This is a genomic window from Polaribacter sp. BAL334, from assembly GCF_015767435.1.
Taxonomy (GTDB): domain Bacteria; phylum Bacteroidota; class Bacteroidia; order Flavobacteriales; family Flavobacteriaceae; genus Polaribacter.
Map to the genome: position 1 here is coordinate 1 of NZ_JADWOV010000214.1, position 619 is coordinate 619.

1 protein-coding gene is annotated in these 619 nt (G+C 36.7%); it reads left to right on the plus strand.

All coding sequences use genetic code 11. The features are described 5' to 3' along the window. On the plus strand, window positions 1-288 hold a 288-nt coding region (locus tag IU405_RS01910; protein WP_231749456.1), incomplete at its 5' end, for a hypothetical protein. Window positions 289-619: the final 331 nt, after the last annotated feature.

Below are 619 nucleotides of genomic sequence, written 5' to 3' on the forward strand. Positions count from 1 at the left end.
AAGTATTTCTACGTCACTGAAGATTTACGAATGGACTACGAGCCTATAAAAGATTTTCATATGAGTGAGATATATAAAAATGTAAAAACGATTCTTGAAACAAACGATAACAGAGTAGCTGAACCAGTGAATCTTTCGGATATCCAGAATGATATATATTTCCAAGAAGCTCTGAAACGAGCAATTTCGTTTTATCAATGGATGAATCGAAATTATAGAAATGGAATAAGAGAGAATGAAATAGTCCAGGAAAAAATCAAAGCGGAGTTGAACCGAAGTGGAAAATAACGAAAGCACAACACCGGCTATAATTTATTGCTAGGTCATTGCCGACTTACGAACATTCCCGCGGAATATTCTGTCTGTGATTTTTTGCTATCTTAGTGCCGAGACAGGCAACAAATCATAGCCCAACCGTTACCGGTCATGCTGGGATGACAAACCGACTACTAACAATTAAGAAATTTAAATGACAAGAAGTGTAAGCTTCCCCAAAATTCGGCCATTTAAAAATAGAATTCGACAAGCGACGCAGGAGCGCGTTCAGTAAAAATTATTAAATTTAAAGCCGAAAACTTATGAAGACAACCCAATTTACCGAAAACCAGATTGTTGCCAT